This window comes from Pseudomonas sp. R5-89-07 (genome assembly GCF_003851685.1).
Taxonomy (GTDB): Bacteria; Pseudomonadota; Gammaproteobacteria; order Pseudomonadales; family Pseudomonadaceae; genus Aquipseudomonas.
Window position 1 is genome coordinate 3070708 of the sequence record NZ_CP027727.1, and the last position, 19363, is coordinate 3090070.

The following is a 19363-nucleotide window of genomic DNA, read 5'->3' on the forward strand; positions in this document are numbered from 1 at the left end:
TCGCTCATGGGGTTTTTCATGTGCGCGCTGGATTTTACGCTGGCGCGGAAGTGCGGATCAGGTGGTCGAACGCACTCAAGGAAGCCTTGGCGCCCTCGCCCACGGCGATGACGATCTGCTTGTACGGCACGGTCGTCACATCACCGGCGGCGAACACACCCGGCAGTGAGGTCTCGCCACGCGCATCGACGATGATCTCGCCGCGCGGTGTCAGTTCCACGGTGCCTTTGAGCCAGTCGGTGTTCGGCAGCAAACCGATCTGCACGAAAATGCCTTCCAGGTCGATGGTCTTGAACTCGCCGCTGTCGCGATCCTTGTAGGCAAGACCGGTGACTTTCTGGCCATCGCCCTTGACTTCACTGGTCAACGCGCTGGTGATCACATCAACGTTTGCCAGGCTATGGAGCTTGCGCTGCAACACAGCGTCGGCGCGCAGCTTGCTGTCGAACTCGAGCAAGGTCACATGGCTGACAATGCCGGCCAGGTCGATGGCTGCTTCGACGCCGGAGTTGCCGCCACCGATCACCGCCACGCGCTTGCCCTTGAACAGCGGGCCATCGCAGTGGGGGCAGAAGCATACGCCCTTGGCCTTGTATTCCTGCTCGCCTGGCACACCCATTTCTCGCCAGCGCGCGCCGGTCGCCAGGATTACCGTCTTGGACTTGAGCGTCGCACCGCTTTCGAAGCGAATTTCGTGCAGCTCACCGGTATTTTTGGCCGGCACCAGGCTACTGGCACGCTGCAGGTTCATGATGTCGACGTCGTACTGACGCACATGGGCTTCCAGGGCGCTGGCCAGTTTCGGGCCTTCGGTTTCCTGTACCGAGATAAAGTTCTCGATGGACATGGTATCCAGAACCTGGCCACCAAAACGCTCGGCGGCCACACCGGTACGGATGCCTTTGCGCGCAGCGTAGATCGCGGCCGACGAACCGGCCGGGCCACCGCCGACAACCAGTACATCAAAGGCGTCTTTGGCACTGATTTTCTCAGCGGCTTTTTCGATACCGCTGGTGTCGAGCTTGGCGAGGATTTCTTCCAGGCCCATGCGGCCCTGACCGAAGTTCACACCGTTGAGGTAGACACTGGGCACCGCCATGATCTGGCGCTCATCGACCTCGGCCTGGAACAGCGCACCGTCGATGGCTACGTGGCGGATGTTGGGGTTGAGCACGGCCATCAGGTTCAGCGCCTGGACCACGTCCGGGCAGTTCTGGCACGACAGCGAGAAGTACGTCTCGAAGCTGAACTCGCCTTTCAAGGCGCGGATCTGTTCAATCACTTCGACACTGGCCTTCGACGGGTGGCCACCGACTTGCAGCAGGGCCAACACCAGCGAAGTGAATTCATGCCCCATGGGGATACCGGCGAAACGCAGGCTGATATCGGCACCCGGGCGGTTGATGGAGAACGACGGCTTGCGCGCATCATTGCCATCGGTGTTCAGGGTAATCAGCGTGGTGAGGCTGGTTACATCCTGCAAAAGAGCGAGCATTTCCTGGGATTTCGCACCGTCGTCGAGGGAGGCAACGATCTCGATCGGCTGGGTGACCCGCTCCAGGTAAGATTTCAACTGAGCTTTAAGATTGGCGTCCAACATACGGGCGATTTCCTATAATTGCGGGTATAAAAAAACGCCCGAGCGAATCTCGCCCGGGCGTTTTTGAGGGCGGTTGCAGCTTACTGAGTAGGTGCGGATACCCGCCCTTGAGACTTCACAGACTTAGATCTTGCCGACCAGGTCCAGGGACGGAGCCAGGGTGGCCTCGCCTTCTTTCCACTTGGCTGGGCACACTTCGCCTGGGTGGGCAGCCACGTACTGAGCAGCCTTGATCTTGCGCAGCAGCTCGGAAGCATCACGGCCAACACCGCCGTCGTTCAGTTCAACGATCTTGATCTGGCCTTCCGGGTTGATCACGAACGTACCGCGGTCTGCCAGGCCGGCTTCTTCGATCAGCACGTCGAAGTTGCGCGAGATAGTCAGGGTTGGGTCGCCGATCATGGTGTACTGGATCTTGCCGATGGCTGGCGAAGTGTTGTGCCAGGCCGCGTGGGCAAAGTGAGTGTCGGTGGAAACGCTGTAGATTTCGACGCCCAGCTTCTGGAATTCGGCGTAGTTGTCAGCCAGGTCTTCCAGTTCGGTTGGGCAAACGAAGGTGAAGTCGGCTGGGTAGAAGAACACTACCGACCACTTGCCTTTCAGGTCAGCGTCAGTCACATCGACGAAGCTGCCGTTCTTGAAAGCGGTGGCTTTAAACGGTTTTACTTGGCTGTTGATGATAGGCATCGTTGACTCTCCGTCAGGGGTTAAGAAGTTGATGAGATGAATCCTACCCACTCTTCCCGGCGATGGCTCATTGGCAAACCTGATGCTGACGATTGGTTTTCACTATCAGGTCGCTGTATTAATAGAAGAAATCTCACAACAGCGGTTGGGTCGCCAAGGTCATGCCGAGAAAGGGCGTCGCTTCAACATAGCGCATGGCCGATTTGATGTCGCTCCAACCGACGTAACTCATCAGCGACTTCAAATCCCAGCCGCTGCGATGGGCCCAGGTTGCGAAGCCTCGGCGCAGGGAATGGCTGGTGTACTGCTCGGCGGGGATGCCGGCGCGCTCGAGTGCCTGACGCAGCAAGGGAATCACACTATTGGGGTGCAACCCGTCCTCCCCCAGGTTGCCCCAGCGGTCGATCCCGCGAAACACCGGGCCCCGCACCAATGCCGAGGCGCTGAGCCATTCGCTATAGGCCTGCACCGGGCACAGGCGCAGCAGTGCCGGGGTCTGGTAGGTCTTGCCGAGGTTGTCGCGGTCACTCTTGCTGCGCGGCAAGTACAGACTGATGCCGGCACCCGGCACGGCCTGGACATGCTCGATGCTTAAGCGACAGAGCTCATCACTGCGAAAGCCTCGCCAGAACCCCAACAGGATCAGCGCGGTGTCGCGCTTGGCGCGCAGCAATCGGGGCTGGTCCTGGTTTTCAGCGGCTTGACTGGCTTCATTCTCAAGAGACGCAACCACCTGCTCCAGGTGCTGAAGCTGCAATGGCTCTGCCTGGCGTTCCCGCGCCGGGTGCACGGCGCGAATGCCTTTGAGCACCTTGCGTACCACCGGTGCCTTGGTCGGGTCGGCAAACCCCTGGCTGATGTGCCACTGCGCCAGCGCAGAGAGCCGCAACTTCAGCGTGTTGACGGCCAGGACGCCCGCGTGGGCCACCAGATAGCGCGCCACGCTATCGGCAGTGGCAGGCAGGAACCCGCCCCAACTGACTTCGAAGTGCTCGATAGCCGCGCGGTAGCTGCGGCGCGTGTTATCGCGGGTGGCGGCATTAAGGTAGCGATCGAGTTCACTCATGACAGGGCCCATTCGTACTGCGCACGCCTGCGGCGACGCTAAAAACGCTCATGACACGGGATAATACGCCAATATCCCATCTGTTAAATGATGAATTTAAAGGAATATTTAGCTGTGATATAGTATGTATATACATACCATGTACCACAGTACTAAATCGACGGAGACCCCATGGCTCGCGGCGGCATAAACAAAGCAGTAGTTCAGACGGCACGCCTGGCGATCCTCGCTCGTGGCGAAAACCCCAGCATCGATGCCGTACGCATTGAGATGGGCAATACCGGCTCGAAAACCACCATTCATCGCTACCTGAAGGAGCTGGACGAAAGCGAAACCCGGCAAACCATCACCGAAGCGCCCATCGACGATGAGCTGGGTGAACTGGTGGCACGGCTCGCACAGCGCCTGAAAGAAAAGGCCCAGGAGCCCATCGACCTCGCCCTGGCGCAGTTTGAGCAGCAGAAAAGCGCCCTGCTCACCCAGCTTCAAGCGCTGCAGGAAACCCATGACCTGTTGCAGCAGCAGTTCGATATCCAGGCCAGCGCCCTCGCCGAGGAAAGCGCCGCCCTGCAAACCGCCAGCACCAGTCTGCAGACCGAGCAAACGCGCAATGCCGGGCTAAGCCAGGCGTGCAGTGATTACGAACTGAGGATCAGCGACAAGGACGAACAGATCCGCTCCCTGGAAGACAAGCACCTGCACGCCCGCGATGCGCTTGAGCACTACCGCAATGCAGTCAAGGATCAGCGCGAGCAGGAACAGCGTCGCCATGAAGGTCAGTTGCAGCAGGTGCAGGCCGAACTGCGCCAGGCCCAGCAGAGCGCACTGGCGCGTCAGGATGAGATCACCCAGCTGCATCGAGACAACGAACGCTTGTTGATCGAGCATCGGGTAACTGCGAAGGAGCTGAACGCACTGCAGGAGCAAGTGCGCAAAGATCAGGCCTTGCGCATCGAGTTGAACGAGAAGATCAGCCAGGTCGACAGCGAGCGCACGCTGCTGCAGGAGCGCCTGCGGGTTGCGCTATTGGAAAGCCAGACACGCCAGACGGCGTTGGCTGAACATCAACAGGCCAACAAAGCGCTGGAACTGGACCTGATCAAGGCCCAGGCGCACATTGAAGCGTTGCGTCTGGCCGCCGTCGTTGCAACGGCGCCAGAGGCAACGGCCGAGACCTGATCAGCTCGACACAGGCGTGCGCATGGTGACGAACTCTTCCGCCGCCGTAGGATGCACGCCAATGGTCTCGTCAAAATGCTGCTTGGTCGCGCCAGCCTTGAGCGCGATCGCCAGGCCCTGCACGATTTCACCGGCGTCTGGCCCCACCATGTGGCAGCCCAGCACCTTGTCGGTGTCGGCGTCGACCACCAGCTTCATCAGGGTCTTTTCCTGGCAGTCCGTCAGGGTCAGCTTCATCGGCCGGAAACGGCTTTCGAAGATCTGTACCTTGTGGCCATTCTTCTTCGCCTCTTCCTCCGTGAGGCCGACCGTGCCGATATTGGGCAGGCTGAACACTGCGGTCGGGATCATCGCGTAATCCACGGGGCGATACTGCTCGGGCTTGAACAGACGACGCGCCACCGCCATGCCCTCGGCCAGGGCCACCGGGGTCAGTTGCACGCGGCCGATCACATCACCGATAGCCAGGATCGACGGCTCGGCGGTCTGGTACAACTCATCCACGCTGACAAAGCCGCGTTCGTCGAGGGTGACGCCGGTATTTTCCAATCCCAGGTTGTCCAGCATTGGACGGCGGCCAGTGGCGTAGAACACGCAGTCGGCTTCCAGCACACGACCATCTTTCAACGTGGCCTTGAGGCTCCCATCGGCTTGCTTGTCGATGCGTTCGATATCGGCGTTGAATTGCAGGTCCAGGCCACGCTTGGTCAGCTCTTCCTGCAAATGCTTGCGCACCGCGCCATCGAACCCGCGCAGGAACAGGTCACCGCGATACAGCAAGGAAGTTTGCGCGCCCAGGCCATGGAAAATACCCGCGAACTCAACGGCAATGTAACCACCGCCCACCACCAGCACGCGCTTGGGCAACTCTTTGAGAAAGAACGCCTCGTTTGAGCCGATGGCGTGTTCCCGCCCTGGAATCTCGGGGATCTGCGGCCAGCCGCCAGTGGCGATCAGGATATGTTTGGCGGTGAAGCGCTCGCCGTTGATTTCTACCTGATGAGGATCCACCAGGCGCGCATGCCCTTCGTGCAGGGTCACGCCGCTGTTGACCAGCAGGTTGCGATAGATGCCGTTAAGACGGTTGATCTCGCGGTCTTTGTTGGCGATCAAGGTTGCCCAGTCGAAATTCGACTCGCCCAACGACCAGCCAAATCCGCTGGCCTGCTCGAAGTCTTCGGCAAAATGCGCGCCGTACACCAGCAACTTCTTCGGCACGCAGCCGACGTTCACACAGGTACCGCCCAGGTAGCGGCTTTCCGCCACGGCCACCTTGGCACCAAAGCCTGCGGCAAAGCGCGCCGCCCGAACACCGCCGGAACCGGCGCCAATTACATACAGGTCAAAATCGTAGGCCATTTCACTCTCCTCGGCAGGACACCAGCATACCGACTTACATGGGGCTGAAAAACGAAAAAGCCACCCGAAGGTGGCTTTCGCTTGAAACAGAGCAGCAGGGTTGAATCAGTAAGCCTTGCCAGTCTTGTAGAAGTGCTCGTAGCAGAAGTTGGTGGCTTCGATGTAGCCTTCAGCACCACCGCAGTCGAAACGCTGGCCTTTGAACTTGTAGGCAATCACGCAACCGTCTTTGGCTTGCTTGAGCAGGGCGTCGGTGATCTGGATCTCGCCGCCTTTGCCTGGCTCGGTTTCTTCGATCAGCTTGAAGATGTCCGGGGTCAGGATGTAACGACCGATGATCGCCAGGTTCGACGGTGCATCTTCCGGCGCAGGTTTCTCGACCATGTCACGCACGCGGATCAGGCCATCACCAATGTCGTCGCCGGCGATCACGCCGTACTTATTGGTTTCTGTCGGGTTGACTTCCATCACCGCGACGATGGTGCAGCGGTATTTCTGGTAGAGCTTGACCATCTGGGTCAGCACACCGTCGCCTTCCAGGTTCACACACAGGTCATCGGCCAGTACCACGGCGAACGGTTCGTCGCCGATCAGCGGGCGACCGGTCAGGATGGCGTGGCCGAGGCCTTTCATCTGAGTCTGACGGGTATAGGAGAACGAGCATTCGTCCAGCAGCTTGCGAATGCCGACCAGGTATTTTTCCTTGTCGGTGCCCTTGATCTGGTTTTCCAGCTCATAGCTGATGTCGAAGTGGTCTTCCAGCGCGCGCTTGCCACGGCCGGTCACGATGGAAATTTCGTTCAGGCCGGCATCCAGTGCCTCTTCGACGCCGTACTGAATCAGTGGCTTGTTCACCACCGGCAGCATCTCTTTGGGCATGGCTTTGGTCGCTGGCAGGAAGCGAGTGCCGTAACCGGCTGCTGGGAACAAGCATTTCTTGATCATATGAGTCCTTACAAAGGGCTGTGCGTACGGAATTCGGCGCAGTCTAATCAGGCCGCAGTCACCTTACAATGGGGTCCTGCTGGCGCCGCGATGTCATCATAGAGAAAAATTGTCGGCGTAAGTTCCGCTGATCTTTCAACAGGCAGACTCACCGGCGCTCGCGTCTTGATGTTTCAAAGACCTTGATCCTTTGTAGCACGCTTTTCAAAGCACGGCACCGGGCTTGAATTACTTGGGCAAACCCCAGGTATTTGGGGCTATCATTGCACCCTTGAATCAGCTTACGAGATTGCTAATTAGATGTCAGAACCAAAAGGCGTAAACGGCTACCTGATCACCAAACGTGCAGACGGTTGGCACCTGATCAACTTCCACGGCGACAGCGTTGCAGGCGTCTTCGAGACCGAAAGCATGGCGATTGCCGTGGCCGAAGTGTTTGTGGATGAAGCAGGCCATGCGTCGAGCAAGCGGCCCAAGGGCAAGTAAGCCACACCGCCCGGCCTAGAGCCCCGTCAAGCGGGGCTTTTTTGTGTTTGTCTGTACCTAGATGGCAGTTCGCTATAATCTTCAGCCAACGCCCCACGACAGTGTCAGCGCTCCCCTCAACACCATCGAAGACGACTCTATGAACAAGATCCTGGCACTCACTGCGGTTCTGGCGCTGGCCGGCTGCACCACCACGTCGGACACTTACCTGAAAAACGGCGAACAAGGCCTGACCATCGACTGCTCGGGCGAAGCCAACTCATGGGCCAGTTGCTACGAGAAAGCCGATGCCTCCTGTGCAGGTACCGGCTACCGTATCGTCGGTACTGACGGAACCCCGGCACTCAAGGAAAGCGAACAGACGCTGGGCAAGGACGTGGGTAACTTCAAAAGCCGCAGCGTCGTGGTGGTGTGCAAGTAAGGCGTGACGCTACAGATGAACTTCGGCGAACTTGATCCCCAGGCTGCGCAGGGTTTCGATCAAATCGTCCAGGCGCGGGAATGACTCGACTTCGTCCTGATCGTCCACCAGGAAGTAACTGCGACCGCCACTCTTCTTGAAAAAAACGATCCACTCGCCCAAGTCGGCAGGGTTCTGGATGACGTGGGTCGCCGTGATCTGGCCTTCAGCATGGCGGGCTTTGACATGTTCTCGCTTCATAATCGGCTGTTCCAGGCAGGGCAATGCCGCTCAGACTCAAGGGTTTGAGCGGCATTTTTGTAGGCAATGACCGACAGTTTAGCGGATGCCTTGCCCAATCAACACGCCGTCTACCGTCTGGCCATAGAGATTGACCCCATCATTGGCGTGAAACTTGATGCGGGTCTTCTCTATCGACCCCTCAACCAGCCTCGGGTCCTGTGGTCGCTCGTGACTGTTGATGTACGCCGCAACGTCCCACGCCTGCTGATCGCTCAAGCTGCCGATCTTGCCCAATGGCATCTTGTGCTTGATGAAGGAGGCGGCCGTGTTGATCCGATGCATGCCGGCGCCCCAGTTGTAGGAATCCTTGCCCCACAACGGCGGCATGACATACGCCTCTCCGACTTTCTGGCCCTGCCCTTCAGCGCCATGGCATACCGCACATTGCCCTGTGTACACCTGCGCGCCCTGGGCCAGGTCGTAACCCTTGGCCGGTTGCGTTACCTCGGGATAGCCACGCCCCGGCAACTCGACCCCCAAGGGCGCTTTACTTGAGAGCCAGTAGGCATACACCGACAGCGCCGTTATCTCGGGGCTGTCCGCCGCCGGAGGTGTACCGCCATTCATGCTGAACTGGAAACAGCCCTGCAAGCGCTCGGCAAAGGTATTGACCTTGTCGTTTTTCTTGCGATACGCCGGGTACATGGGGTACGCGCCCCACAATGGCGCCGAGTTGGCCATGCGGCCTTGATCCAAGTGGCAGTTGCTGCAGTTGAGGCCGTTGCCCACAAACTGCGGTGCCAGGCGCTTGGTGTCCACGAACAGCGCGTAACCCTGCCTGACCATCTTGCCGTAGGCATTGTCCGGCAACTCACTTTCTTGAGGGGGCTCGAAGGCAGAAGCATCGGGATGCGGCGCGGCGTGCAATTGCGATTGGTCTTCCATGGTGATCGTTGCCGCATGGGTGGGCAATGCAATCAGTATCGTCATCAATATGATCGCTTTCATGGCTTGGCCTCCACGGGCAATGAGGCGAAGTAGCGGGCCACGGCCTGCACCTCATCCGCAGTCATGGATTTGGCGATATGCCCCATCAGGTCATTGGGGTCATTGCGCCGCGCGCCGTTCTGCCAGGCGTTCAATTGCGCTGCCAGATAGGCAGCCGGCTGGCCGGCCAGCGGTGGAAATGCATCCCCCACGCCGACACCGCCGGGGCCGTGGCAACTGGCGCACGCGGGAATCTGTCGTTCCCATGCGCCTTGCAGGGCCAGCTTTTCGACCGGATTTTCAGGCATTAAGCTGCGGGGAGCCTTAGCGGTAAGTGGTGCAGGCATTACGGCGACGGCGTCGCTGAGCGCTGCGATTTCTGCCTCAGTGAGCGCCTTGGCCAACGGCTGCATCACCGCATTACTTCGCGCTCCACTGGCAAAGTCTGCCAATTGCTTGCTTACGTATTGCGCCGATAAACCCGCCAGCCTGGGAAAGCCTGCTGCGGCAAGCCCCAGTCCATCAGCGCCATGGCAGGCAACACAGGGCATTGCACCGGGCCGCGAACCGCCATCAGTAAAAATCTTGTTGCCATCGAGTGCATAGGCGTTACCCAACAACAACCATAACGCGCCTCCCACCAGTGCTCGTTCCAGAGACTTCATCACAGCTCCATGTTTATAGTTATAAGCTTAGGCAATAAAAGCATAACCATGCGAATGGTATGGGAATTAGCTACTCGCTACAACACCCAAAAAACTGTCAAAAAAAAGCCCCACCCTGCAGGAGCGAAGATGCTCGTTCCTACAGGGTGGGGCTTTTATCGGATGCAGTGCGTGAGGCCTACGCCTTGGCTTAGCCGGAAATGCAGTCTTCCCCGGCTTTCTTCACATCGCCCGGCCGGATCGGCACGTTGGACATGCTTTCATAGAGTTTGATGCTGCTGCCACTGGAGCGGTCTTCGATTTCAAAGATTGCCGACGGATCTGCCGAGAACTTCTGCGGCACGATCACTTGAATACCGTCTTTATGAGGTTCGATCTGTGGCGGACGACGTGTCGCCTCCAGTTTGCGCACTACGCACGCAGCATATTCCTGCGGCTTTTTCCCGGAAATGACCACCAACGTGGGTGGGGTCTGCTTGATATCTGCAACCGAAGCACACCCACCTATCGCCAAGGCCAGCACCAACACACTCCACTTCATACTAAAACCTCCGATAAAGACCCTACGACAGCGGGCACAGGAAATTTCTCCCGCCAATGTAGGATTTATCTCTGATTACAGGGTAAATAACTGTTTTAAATTGTCGATGTCGTTGACGACGACCCGATAATAAACGCGCTGGGGCTGATAAACTCCATCTTAACCTACGTATCGTTCTGATTTTTCAGAAAAAGCCCTTCTGGAGACACCCCCATGAAATTTATCCACCAGCGTGAGCACCTTAACGAGGGAGACATTGTTGTCATCGAATGCTCGCAGACCTGTAATATTCGTCTGATGAGCGATGCGAATTTTCGTAGTTTCAAGAACGGCGGCCGCCATACCTACCACGGCGGCGCGTTCGACAAATTCCCGGCCAAGATCACCGCACCCAGCACCGGTTTCTGGAACATTACGTTGGATGTGGTCACGCGCCGCGCCATCAGCGTTACCCGCAAACCTGCACTGTCCCACAAGATTCGCATCGTTCGTCGCACCAGCACCAAGCTGAGCTGACCCGGATCCCGCAAGGAAAAAGCTGTGAATACCACGACCAAATACGTCATCAAGTACAAGCTCAACGGCGAACGTCGCTTCGAATTTGCCCAGTTGACCAGCAACAGCATCGAGGAAGCCAAGCAAGCGCTGGCGAAAATCCACGATGCCAGCGACGAAATTACCGATATCAACGTGAGCAAGGCCCTGTAAGTCATGCCGGGCACTACTGCTGATCTGTTCTCCGCTGACGCACTGCAACAGCCGGCAAGGCGCGAACAGATAGGCGAAGAGTCCTACGTTCTGAGGGGCTTCGCCCTGCCCTGGATTGAGCGTTTACTGCCTGAGTTGCGCCGCGTCCTGGCCCAATCGCCGTTTCGGCAGATGGTCACGCCCGGCGGCTTTACCATGTCGGCCGCGCTGAGCAGTTGCGGCGCGCTGGGCTGGACGACCGACGCGGCAGGCTATCGCTACAGTCCCCTTGATCCGCGTAGCCAGCAACCTTGGCCGCAGATGCCGGACGCGTTACGCGAATTGGCCATCGCTGCGGCAACCGCTGCAGGTTTCAGCGATTTCTCGCCGGACGCCTGCCTGATCAACCGCTATGTGCCCGCCGCGAAAATGTCTTTGCACCAGGACAAGAACGAGCGGCGCTACGACGCGCCAGTGGTCTCGGTGTCCCTCGGCCTGCCGGCGATCTTCCTGTTCGGCGGCCACCAGCGCAGTGACAAGGCGCAAAAAATTTCGCTGTTCCACGGTGATGTGGTGGTCTGGGGCGGTGTGGATCGCCTGCGCTACCATGGGGTAATGCCCATTCAGGAAGGCGTGCACCCGGTCATGGGGCCGCAACGCATCAACTTGACCTTTCGCACCGCCGGCTGATTTGACCGCAAGCTTCGGAGTGTCGAGAGTGGCCCGCAGGGTTAACCTGTCGATGTCCGTTCAGGAGTGCTGGCCATGAACAACCCACTAGACCCGCGCTGGGCCGCCATTGTCGCCCGGGATGCCAAGGCCGATGGCCTGTTTGTCTACGGCGTGAAAACCACCGGTGTGTATTGCCGCCCCAGCAGCGCTTCACGTTTGCCGCGCCCGGAAAACATCGAATTCTTCGACACCCCGGCACAAGCCGAGGCGGCGGGTTATCGCCCCAGCCGCCGCGCCACCGGCGACCAGACCCAACTGGCCGCGCACCATGGCCAGCTGGTAGCCGATGCGTGCCGCCAGATAGAACAGGCCGAAACACCCCCTGCCCTTGCGGCCCTCGCCCGCCAGGCCGGCCTGAGCCCGTTCCATTTCCATCGCGTGTTCAAAGCCGTCACTGGCCTCACGCCCAAGGGTTACGCCAGCGCCCTGCGCTCGCGCAAGGTACGTGATGGCCTCAAGGGCGCGCAGTCGGTCACCGCGACGCTATACGACGCCGGCTTCAATTCCAACAGCCGCTTTTATGAAGCGGCTGAGCAATTGCTCGGCATGAAACCGCGCGATTACAAGGCCGGCGGCGCCAATAACCTGATACGTTTTGCCGTAGGCCAATGCTCGCTCGGGGCGATTCTGGTGGCACAGAGTCAGCGCGGCGTGTGTGCAATTTTGCTGGGTGATGACCCGGAAACCCTGGTGCAGGACCTGCAGGACCAGTTCCCCAAAGCCGAACTGGTGGGCGCAGATCGCAATTTCGAACACCTGATCGCCCAGGTCGTGGGTTTTATCGAAGCCCCCGGCCTGGGCCTGGATTTGCCGCTGGATTTGCGCGGTACGGCCTTCCAGCAGCGGGTATGGCTGGCGCTACGGGAGATTCCGGTGGGCAGCACCGCCAGCTACGCGCAGATTGCCCAGCGTATCGGCGCGCCCGGCTCTTCGCGCGCCGTGGCCCAGGCCTGTGGCGCCAACCGCCTGGCGGTGGCAATCCCTTGCCACCGCGTGGTGCGCAGCGATGGCGCCCTGTCTGGCTACCGCTGGGGCGTAGAGCGCAAGCGTACGTTGCTGGAGCGCGAAACACCGGGTTGAACCCGTTGCACAAAGCACTGCCCTCGTCCAGTGAATAAAACAGACTGGCCGGGTGCCCAGTGCCCTGCTAAAACAGCGAAAAGCCTTACTGACGCTGGAGACGCATCCCATGAGCACCTGGCCAGACACGCGCATTCTCGACCTGCTGGGCATCGACCTGCCCATCATCCAGGCCCCCATGGCGGGAGCCACCACCACCGCCATGGTCATCGCCGCCAGCCAGGCCGGCGCGCTGGGCTCCATGCCCGCAGCGGCGCTGAGCATCGAGCAACTGCGCGAGGCGTTGACCGTCATCCGCCAAGCCAGCACAGGGCCACTCAACGTCAACTTTTTCTGTCATCAGGCGCCGGGAGCCGATGAAGAGCGCGACCGCCGCTGGAAAGCCTTGCTGGAACCCTACTACCGCGAACTGGGCGCCGATTTTGATGCGCCAACCCCTCTATCCAATCGTGCCCCCTTCAATGAGGCGGCGTGTGAAGTGGTTGAAACCTTTCGCCCTGAGGTGGTCAGTTTCCACTTTGGTCTGCCGGAAAAGTCCTTGCTGGACCGGGTAAAAGCCACCGGTGCCAAGGTGCTGTCATCGGCCACGACAGTGGAGGAAGCAATCTGGCTGGAAGAAAACGGTTGTGACGCCGTGATTGCAATGGGCATTGAAGCCGGTGGGCACCGCGGGATGTTTCTCAGTGACGACCTCAACAGCCAGATCGGCTTGATGGCGCTGCTGCCGCAAATCGTCGATGCCGTCAGCGTGCCGGTGATCGCGGCCGGTGGTATCGCTGATGCACGCGGGATGGCCGCAGCCTTTGCCCTGGGGGCCTCGGCGGTGCAGATCGGCACGGCGTATCTGTTTACCCCCGAAGCCAGCGTCAGCGCTTCCCATCACCATGCGTTGCGACATGCCCAGGCCAGTGAAACGGCGCTTACCAACCTGTTCACCGGGCGCCCGGCGCGGGGCATTATCAATCGCGTAATGCGTGAGCTGGGTGCGATCCACCCCGCTGCACCGGCGTTTCCAAGGGCGGGAGGCGCATTGATGCCCCTCAAGGCCAAGGACGAAGCGGGTTTCAGCAACCTGTGGGCAGGCCAGGCCCTGCGCCTGGGTAAGGAACGTTCAACTTATGACCTGACCCGCCAGCTGGCTGAACAGACGTTAGCCAAACTGCGCTAGGAGCATCAGCGTTTTCAGCAACATGGCACTGTACCGGCAACACACAACCGCTATATATTCTCCTACATAGCGGTACTAAGCCGTACACCCTCAAGGAGTTGCTTCATGATGATCCGCGCCTCACGCCTGGCCCCCCTGCTCGCTGTCTTTGCCTTGGGTTCGGCGCATGCCGATGAGGTGCAGGTAGCCGTTGCCGCCAACTTTACCGCGCCGATCCAGGCCATTGCCGCCGACTTCGAGAAAGACACCGGCCATAAGCTGATCGCGGCGTACGGCGCTACCGGGCAGTTCTATACCCAGATCAAGAATGGCGCGCCGTTCGAAGTGTTCCTCAGTGCCGACGACACCACCCCGCAAAAACTCGAAACCGAAGGCGAGACCGTCAAGGGCTCGCGCTTTACCTACGCGGTGGGCACCCTGGCCCTGTGGTCGGCCAAGGAAGGTTACGTGGATGCCAACGGCGAAGTGCTCAAGCAGAACGCCTTCAAGCACCTCTCCATCGCCAACCCGAAAGCCGCGCCGTACGGCCTGGCCGCCACCCAAGTGCTGGCCAGGGAAGGCTTGACCGACAAGGTCAGGGACAAGCTCGTCGAAGGCCAGAACATCACCCAGGCCTATCAGTTCGTATCCACCGGCAACGCCGAATTGGGCTTCGTGGCGTTGTCGCAGATCTACAAGGACGGCAAGCTTTCCAGCGGTTCGGCGTGGATCGTACCGTCGGCGCTGCATGATCCGATCAAACAGGACGCCGTGATTCTCAACAAAGGCAAGGACAGCGCTGCGGCCAAGGCTCTGGTCGATTACCTGAAAGGGCCGAAGGCCGCTGCGGTGATCAGGTCCTACGGTTACGAGCTGTAAATGCCGCTGACGAGCGCTGACTTTTCCGCGATCTGGCTGACGGTCAAACTGGCGTCACTGACCACGGTGATCCTGTTGGTGATCGGTACACCGATTGCCCTGTGGCTGTCGCACACCCGGTCCGGGTGGCGCGGCCCCATCGGCGCGATAGTCGCTTTGCCATTGGTGCTGCCGCCGACGGTCATCGGCTTTTACCTGCTGTTGGCCATGGGACCCCATGGCTACGTGGGCCAGTTCACCCAGTGGCTGGGCCTGGGCACCCTGACCTTCAGCTTCGCCGGGCTGATGATCGGCTCGGTGATCTATTCCATGCCCTTCGTCGTGCAACCGTTGCAGAATGCGTTCTCGGCGATCGGCACGCGCCCGCTGGAAGTGGCCGCAACCTTGCGCGCCGGTCCCCTGGATACGTTTTTTACGGTGATCCTGCCGCTGGCACGCCCTGGTTTTGTGACCGCGTCGATTTTGGGTTTCGCCCATACCGTCGGCGAGTTCGGCGTGGTGCTGATGATCGGCGGCAATATCCCCGACAAGACCCGTGTGGTGTCGGTACAGATCTACGACCACGTCGAAGCCATGGAATATGCCCAGGCTCACTGGCTTGCCGGTGCGATGGTGGTGTTCGCGTTTCTCGTGTTGCTGGCGCTCTATTCCAGCCGTAAAACCAAGCTGGGCTGGAGCTGATCACGATGATTGAAGTACGCCTGCACCTTAAATATTCCGGTTTTGCGCTGGATGTGGAGCTGCAATTGCCCGGCCGTGGTGTCACCGCGCTTTACGGCCCGTCCGGGTCTGGCAAGACCAGTTGCCTGCGCGGTATCGCCGGCTTGGAGCGCGCCGATGACGGGTTTGTGCAGGTCAACGATGAGGTCTGGCAGGACAGCCGTAACGGGCGGTTCGTGCCGCCGCATAAGCGCGCCTTGGGCTATGTATTCCAGGAAGCGAGCCTGTTTCCTCATCTTTCGGTGCGGGCCAATCTTGAGTTCGGCCTCAAGCGCATCCCACGCGCGCAGCGGCGCGTGGAGATGGCTCACGCCACTGAGTTGCTGGGCATCGCTCATCTGCTTGAGCGCAACCCGCAACACCTCTCTGGCGGTGAGCGCCAGCGCGTCGGCATCGCCCGTGCGTTGCTCACCAGCCCCCAGTTGCTGCTGATGGATGAACCCTTGGCAGCGCTCGACAGCCAGCGCAAGAACGAAATCCTGCCTTACCTTGAACGCCTGCACGACGAACTGGATATCCCGGTGCTGTACGTCAGCCATGCCCAGGACGAAGTGGCGCGGCTGGCCGACCACTTGGTCTTGCTCAGCGAAGGCAAGGTGTTGGCCAGCGGGCCAATCGGCGAAACCCTGGCGCGGCTCGACCTGCCCCTGGCGCGGGGCGACGATGCCGGTGTGATCATCACCGGCAGCGTGATCGGCTATGACGCTCATTATCAGTTGCTCACCCTGCAACTGCCCGGTAGCCCATTGCAGATACGCGTGGCCCACACGCCGATGGCATTGGGCAAACAGTTGCGGGTAAAAATTCAGGCACGGGATGTGAGCCTCAGCCACCAGGCGCAAGAACACAGCAGCATCCTCAACCGCCTGCCGGTGACGGTCATCCAGGACGTTGCAGCGGATAACAGCGCTCATGTGCTGGTGCGCCTGGATGTCGCTGGCACACCGTTGCTGGCGCGCATCACGCGGTTCTCGCGGGACCAGTTGCAGGTGCAGCCGGGGCAGGTGTTATGGGCGCAGATCAAGGCGGTGGCGGTGCTGGCCTAAACCATTTGGCACGACCGCAGGGCGGTGCGGTCAATCAGACATACCGGCCTGATCCGTTGCCCAGGAACCTGCACCATGCCCGACTCTTCGCTGCCCGCCGATCTGCCCCGTGACCTGCATTACGTGGACGACACCCAGCCCGGAATCCGCCGCAAAAAACTGCGCGGCAAGTTCCAGTATTTCGGCCCCGATGGCGAACGCATCACCGATGCCGATGAGATCAAGCGCCTCAATGCCCTGGCGGTACCGCCCGCCTACACCGATGTGTGGATCTGCGCCGACCCGCGCGGGCACCTGCAAGCCACCGGCCGTGATGCACGGGGCCGCAAGCAGTACCGCTACCACACGCGCTGGCGGGAGGTGCGCGACAGCGACAAGTACGCGCGGCTGCAGGCGTTCGGCAATGCCTTGCCCAAGTTGCGCAAACAGCTGGAGGCCCAGATCGCCGAGCCTGGGTTCACCCGTGAAAAGGTACTGGCCACAGTGGTGATGTTGCTTGATGCCACGCTGATCCGTGTCGGCAATGTTCAGTACGCCCGCGACAACAAATCCTTCGGCCTGACCACCCTGCGCAACCGCCACGTGGACATCAAGGGCAGCGAGATAAAATTCCAGTTTCGCGGCAAGAGCGGCGTGGAGCATCAAATCAGCGTCAAGGACCGGCGCCTGGCGAATGTCGTCAAGCGCTGCATGGAGTTGCCCGGGCAGAACCTGTTCCAGTACCTGGACGAAGACGGCGAGCGCCATACCGTCAGCTCCCAGGACGTCAACGCCTACCTGCACAGCCTGACCGGTGAAGACTTCACCGCCAAGGACTACCGCACCTGGGCCGGTACGGCCATGGCGTTGGCGGTGTTGCGCGAGCTGGCATGGCAACCGGAGTCCGACGCCAAGCGGCATGTGGTGGCGATGGTCAAGGACGTCGCCCGGCAGTTGGGCAATACCCCTGCGGTGTGTCGCAAGTGCTATATCCACCCGGCGGTGCTCGAACATTTCACCCTGGGTGAGTTGTCCAAACTGCCCAAGCCACGGGTACGCAAGGGCCTCAAAGCCGAAGAAGTCGCCCTGGCGATGTTCCTTGAGCAACTGACCGCCGACTTGCCCGCGCACGCCAAGGCGGGTTAGCCTCTGCCTTCCTTCTGACTCACGGGACGATTGCCGACGTGAACCACTAAGCCTTCCAAAATGTATCTGCAACGAGCCGCCTGGCGCGCTTGTTGGCCTGTCCGACATTTTCCTGGAGGTGCTGATGACTCACGTCAACCGGCCGCCCGCATTGGTTTGCCTGCAACACCTGTGTTTCCAGTTCGCCAATGGCGAAATACTGCTGGACGACCTCAATTTGTCCATCGACCAGACGCCCACCGGGATCGTCGGGCGCAACGGGCGCGGCAAAAGTATCCTGGCCCAATTGATGGCCGGCCTGCTGCAGCCCTCCTCCGGTACGCTGAAAGCGCCAGGCGAAGTGGCCTACGTTCCCCAGAACCTGGTGGTTCGGCCAGGTGCAACGGTTGCAGATCTCACCGGCACCGCGCAGTGCCTGGCTGCCCTTGACCGCATGGCTCGAGGCACGGGCCAGGCCGGTGACCTGGAACTGATCGATGATCGCTGGGACCTTGCCGAACGCCTGCGCATGGCCCTGGATGCGGCCGGGTTGACAGCGCTCGGCGCGGCTTCCCAGGCCGATCAGCTCAGCGGTGGCCAGTTGGCCAGGGTGGCGCTGATTGGTGCATGGCTCGCGGCGCCGCAGCTACTGATCCTCGATGAGCCCAGCAACCACCTCGACAGTCTCGGGCGTACCTGGCTGCTGCAGCTACTGCGCGATTGGCGCGGTGGCCTGGTGGTAGTCAGCCATGATCGGCAGCTGCTGAACGCCATGGGCCGGATCATCGAACTGTCGCCACTCGGCGTGCAGGTGTATGGCGGCAACTACGATGCCTATGTTCAGCAACGCGACGCGCAGCAGCAGGCGGCTATCGCAACCTGGGAATACGCCCGCGAGCAACGCAGCCGCGAACGTCGACGCTTGCAAAAGGAGCACGACAGCCTGCAGCGCAACGCGGCGCGCTCACGCAAACATGCAGAGACCGCCAACGTCGACCGGTTTACCAAGTCGCGATGGAAAAGCGCAGCCACGCAAATCGTCAGCACAATGGGCAGCGCCCAGCAGCATCACAAAGCCACACTCGACGCGCAGGTGCGCCAGGCCTACGAACGGGTGGTGGACGAACCGCCGACCTTGCTGGCCTTACCCGGTTCGACGGTGGCCAAGGGTCGGCAGGTGCTTAGCCTGCAAGACGCACAGTTGCCTTGGCTGGATCCGCTGGCACCTTCAAGCTACCTGACGCTCGAGCTGGCCGGCCCCCTGCGCGTGGCGGTGCGCGGGCCAAACGGTTGCGGTAAATCCACCTTGCTCAAGCTGCTTGCCGGGATATGGCAACCCGTCAGCGGGACATGCACGGTACCGGTGCCTTGCGCGTATATCGACCAACACCTGACCCTGCTGGACGATCAACGTAGCGTTGTCGAACAGCTCAACCTGCTCGACACGCCGCTGCTCGAAGCCGAACTGCGCACGCGCCTGGCCTTGCTGCAACTGGATGCCTCGCGCGTGACCCGACGGGCCGGTCAACTGAGCGGTGGCGAGCGTTTGAAAGCGGCGATGGCGATCGCATTGTGGCGCGGGGCACCGGCACAACTGTTGCTGTTGGACGAGCCGACCAACCACCTGGACCTGGAAACGGTGATCGCTTTTGAACAGGCCTTGAAGGGTTTTACCGGCGCCGTAGTGGCGGTGTCCCACGATGAGGCGTTCCTGCAGGCGATTGAACCCAGCCATTACTTGAGCTGGTACAGCACCGGTTGGCGCCTGGAGCCTGTGTGAGGTGATTGCGCGTCCGGGCAAAGCGCCCTA

Annotated in this window: 22 protein-coding genes; 13 read left to right on the plus strand and 9 right to left on the minus strand. The window is 60.3% G+C overall.

The window, feature by feature from the left end; translation table 11 throughout:
* Positions 1-34: 34 nt before the first annotated feature.
* The 3 genes from ahpF to C4J94_RS13915 form a co-directional block, all read right to left on the minus strand.
* The gene (gene ahpF, locus C4J94_RS13905) at positions 35-1600 is read right to left on the minus strand and encodes an alkyl hydroperoxide reductase subunit F (protein ID WP_124386696.1); all 1566 of its coding nucleotides are present in this window, start codon (positions 1598-1600) and stop codon (positions 35-37) included.
* Between the two features lie 123 nt (positions 1601-1723).
* On the minus strand, positions 1724-2287 hold the full coding sequence (gene ahpC, locus C4J94_RS13910; protein WP_003191303.1) for an alkyl hydroperoxide reductase subunit C: 564 nt from the start codon (positions 2285-2287) through the stop codon (positions 1724-1726).
* A gap of 133 nt (positions 2288-2420) precedes the next feature.
* Complete coding sequence (locus C4J94_RS13915; RefSeq protein ID WP_124386697.1) at positions 2421-3353, minus strand: site-specific integrase; 933 nt, start codon at positions 3351-3353, stop codon at positions 2421-2423.
* Positions 3354-3524: 171 nt separating this feature from the next.
* On the opposite strand from C4J94_RS13915, the gene C4J94_RS13920 reads away from it, so the two are divergent.
* Positions 3525-4532 (plus strand): DNA-binding protein, encoded by a 1008-nt coding sequence (locus C4J94_RS13920; protein WP_124386698.1) that lies wholly within the window; start codon positions 3525-3527, stop codon positions 4530-4532.
* Here C4J94_RS13920 and gorA read toward each other — a convergent pair whose 3' ends face one another.
* A complete protein-coding gene (gorA, locus tag C4J94_RS13925) occupies positions 4533-5891 on the minus strand; it encodes a glutathione-disulfide reductase (RefSeq protein ID WP_124386699.1) in 1359 nt (452 codons plus the stop codon).
* Between the two features lie 105 nt (positions 5892-5996).
* Positions 5997-6836 (minus strand): UTP--glucose-1-phosphate uridylyltransferase GalU, encoded by an 840-nt coding sequence (galU, locus tag C4J94_RS13930; protein WP_003173830.1) that lies wholly within the window; start codon positions 6834-6836, stop codon positions 5997-5999.
* A gap of 300 nt (positions 6837-7136) precedes the next feature.
* Between galU and C4J94_RS13935 the strand changes: the two genes are divergently transcribed.
* Together C4J94_RS13935 and C4J94_RS13940 are read left to right on the plus strand one after the other, a co-directional pair.
* Positions 7137-7322, plus strand: coding sequence for a hypothetical protein (locus tag C4J94_RS13935; protein WP_017528082.1), 186 nt, complete (start codon positions 7137-7139; stop codon positions 7320-7322).
* A 139-nt stretch (positions 7323-7461) separates the two neighbouring features.
* Positions 7462-7743: a hypothetical protein gene (locus tag C4J94_RS13940; RefSeq protein ID WP_124386700.1), complete on the plus strand. Its 282-nt coding sequence runs from the start codon at positions 7462-7464 to the stop codon at positions 7741-7743.
* Between the two features lie 9 nt (positions 7744-7752).
* On the opposite strand, the gene C4J94_RS13945 is transcribed toward C4J94_RS13940, so the two are convergent.
* From C4J94_RS13945 to C4J94_RS13960, 4 genes are all read right to left on the minus strand, one after another.
* On the minus strand, positions 7753-7983 hold the full coding sequence (locus C4J94_RS13945; RefSeq protein WP_124386701.1) for a hypothetical protein: 231 nt from the start codon (positions 7981-7983) through the stop codon (positions 7753-7755).
* A gap of 78 nt (positions 7984-8061) precedes the next feature.
* Positions 8062-8973 carry a c-type cytochrome gene (locus C4J94_RS13950; RefSeq protein WP_124386702.1) on the minus strand — a complete coding sequence of 304 codons (912 nt, stop codon included), beginning with the start codon at positions 8971-8973 and terminating at the stop codon, positions 8062-8064.
* Positions 8970-9617 carry a c-type cytochrome gene (locus tag C4J94_RS13955; protein ID WP_124386703.1) on the minus strand — a complete coding sequence of 216 codons (648 nt, stop codon included), beginning with the start codon at positions 9615-9617 and terminating at the stop codon, positions 8970-8972. The genes C4J94_RS13950 and C4J94_RS13955 overlap by 4 nt, the downstream gene beginning before the upstream one ends.
* A gap of 190 nt (positions 9618-9807) precedes the next feature.
* Positions 9808-10158: a hypothetical protein gene (locus C4J94_RS13960; RefSeq protein WP_124386704.1), complete on the minus strand. Its 351-nt coding sequence runs from the start codon at positions 10156-10158 to the stop codon at positions 9808-9810.
* A gap of 213 nt (positions 10159-10371) precedes the next feature.
* Between C4J94_RS13960 and C4J94_RS13965 the strand changes: the two genes are divergently transcribed.
* From C4J94_RS13965 to C4J94_RS14005, 10 genes are all read left to right on the plus strand, one after another.
* Positions 10372-10674, plus strand: a complete 303-nt coding sequence (locus C4J94_RS13965) for a DUF1883 domain-containing protein (RefSeq protein ID WP_003173824.1) — start codon at positions 10372-10374, stop codon at positions 10672-10674.
* Positions 10675-10698: 24 nt separating this feature from the next.
* Positions 10699-10866 (plus strand): hypothetical protein, encoded by a 168-nt coding sequence (locus C4J94_RS27620; RefSeq protein ID WP_164485581.1) that lies wholly within the window; start codon positions 10699-10701, stop codon positions 10864-10866.
* Between the two features lie 3 nt (positions 10867-10869).
* Positions 10870-11535: a DNA oxidative demethylase AlkB gene (gene alkB / locus C4J94_RS13970; protein WP_124386705.1), complete on the plus strand. Its 666-nt coding sequence runs from the start codon at positions 10870-10872 to the stop codon at positions 11533-11535.
* 75 nt (positions 11536-11610) lie between these two features.
* Complete coding sequence (gene ada, locus C4J94_RS13975; protein WP_124386706.1) at positions 11611-12657, plus strand: bifunctional DNA-binding transcriptional regulator/O6-methylguanine-DNA methyltransferase Ada; 1047 nt, start codon at positions 11611-11613, stop codon at positions 12655-12657.
* 109 nt (positions 12658-12766) lie between these two features.
* Positions 12767-13825: a nitronate monooxygenase family protein gene (locus tag C4J94_RS13980; RefSeq protein ID WP_124386707.1), complete on the plus strand. Its 1059-nt coding sequence runs from the start codon at positions 12767-12769 to the stop codon at positions 13823-13825.
* Positions 13826-13930: 105 nt separating this feature from the next.
* Positions 13931-14683 (plus strand): molybdate ABC transporter substrate-binding protein, encoded by a 753-nt coding sequence (gene modA, locus C4J94_RS13985; protein WP_124386708.1) that lies wholly within the window; start codon positions 13931-13933, stop codon positions 14681-14683.
* Entirely contained in the window at positions 14684-15364 is a 681-nt protein-coding gene (gene modB, locus C4J94_RS13990) for a molybdate ABC transporter permease subunit (RefSeq protein WP_124386709.1), read from the plus strand. It begins immediately after the preceding gene.
* A 5-nt stretch (positions 15365-15369) separates the two neighbouring features.
* Positions 15370-16449, plus strand: coding sequence for a molybdenum ABC transporter ATP-binding protein (modC, locus tag C4J94_RS13995; RefSeq protein ID WP_124386710.1), 1080 nt, complete (start codon positions 15370-15372; stop codon positions 16447-16449).
* A 75-nt stretch (positions 16450-16524) separates the two neighbouring features.
* Positions 16525-17574: a DNA topoisomerase IB gene (locus C4J94_RS14000; protein ID WP_124386711.1), complete on the plus strand. Its 1050-nt coding sequence runs from the start codon at positions 16525-16527 to the stop codon at positions 17572-17574.
* A 124-nt stretch (positions 17575-17698) separates the two neighbouring features.
* Positions 17699-19333 (plus strand): ATP-binding cassette domain-containing protein, encoded by a 1635-nt coding sequence (locus tag C4J94_RS14005; RefSeq protein WP_124386712.1) that lies wholly within the window; start codon positions 17699-17701, stop codon positions 19331-19333.
* Positions 19334-19363: the final 30 nt, after the last annotated feature.